Origin of the sequence: Streptomyces sp. MUM 2J (assembly GCF_022414535.1) — a bacterium.
GTDB lineage: Bacteria > Actinomycetota > Actinomycetes > Streptomycetales > Streptomycetaceae > Streptomyces.
The window spans coordinates 1-589 of record NZ_JADWYM010000125.1; the positions used below are offsets into that span (position 1 = coordinate 1).

Consider the following 589-nt stretch of genomic DNA (forward strand, 5'->3'; position numbering starts at 1 on the left):
TCCAGGCGCGGATCGACGCGGCGCGTGGTACCCGTGACCGGGTGCACAGCCTGCTGGAGGCGGTGCTGTCGGTCGGTCGTGAGCTGGATCTGGAGCAGGCCCTGCACAGCATCGTGGAGGCGGCGGCGGCCCTGGTGGACGCCGGGTACGCGGCGCTGGGCGTGATCGGGCCGGACGGCAGGCGGCTGTCGGCGTTCTACACGGTGGGGGTGAGCGAGGAGCAGATCGCGCGGATCGGGGCGTTTCCGGAGGGGCACGGCATCCTGGGCGAGCTGATCCGGCATCCGGAGCCGCTGCGGCTGGCGAAGCTGTCGCAGCATCCGGCGTCGTACGGGTTCCCGCCGCACCATCCGCCGATGAACTCCTTCCTCGGTGTGCCCATCCGGGTGCGTGAGCAGGTGTTCGGGAATCTGTACCTGACGGAGAAGCGCGGTGGGGCGGAGTTCGACGAGGAGGACGAGTCGGTCCTGTCGACGCTCGCCGTCGCGGCGGGTGTGGCGATCGACAACGCCCGTCTGTACGAGGAGTCGCGGCTGCGTGAGCGGTGGCTGCGGGCGAACGCGGAGATCACCCACAGCCTGATGTCCGG

At 70.6% G+C, this 589-nt stretch carries 1 protein-coding gene; it reads left to right on the forward strand.

Annotated elements, in window-relative coordinates; all coding sequences use genetic code 11:
- Positions 1-589, forward strand: a 589-nt coding sequence (locus tag I3F54_RS31925; protein ID WP_240122413.1) for a GAF domain-containing protein, incomplete at both ends; no start/stop codon positions are given.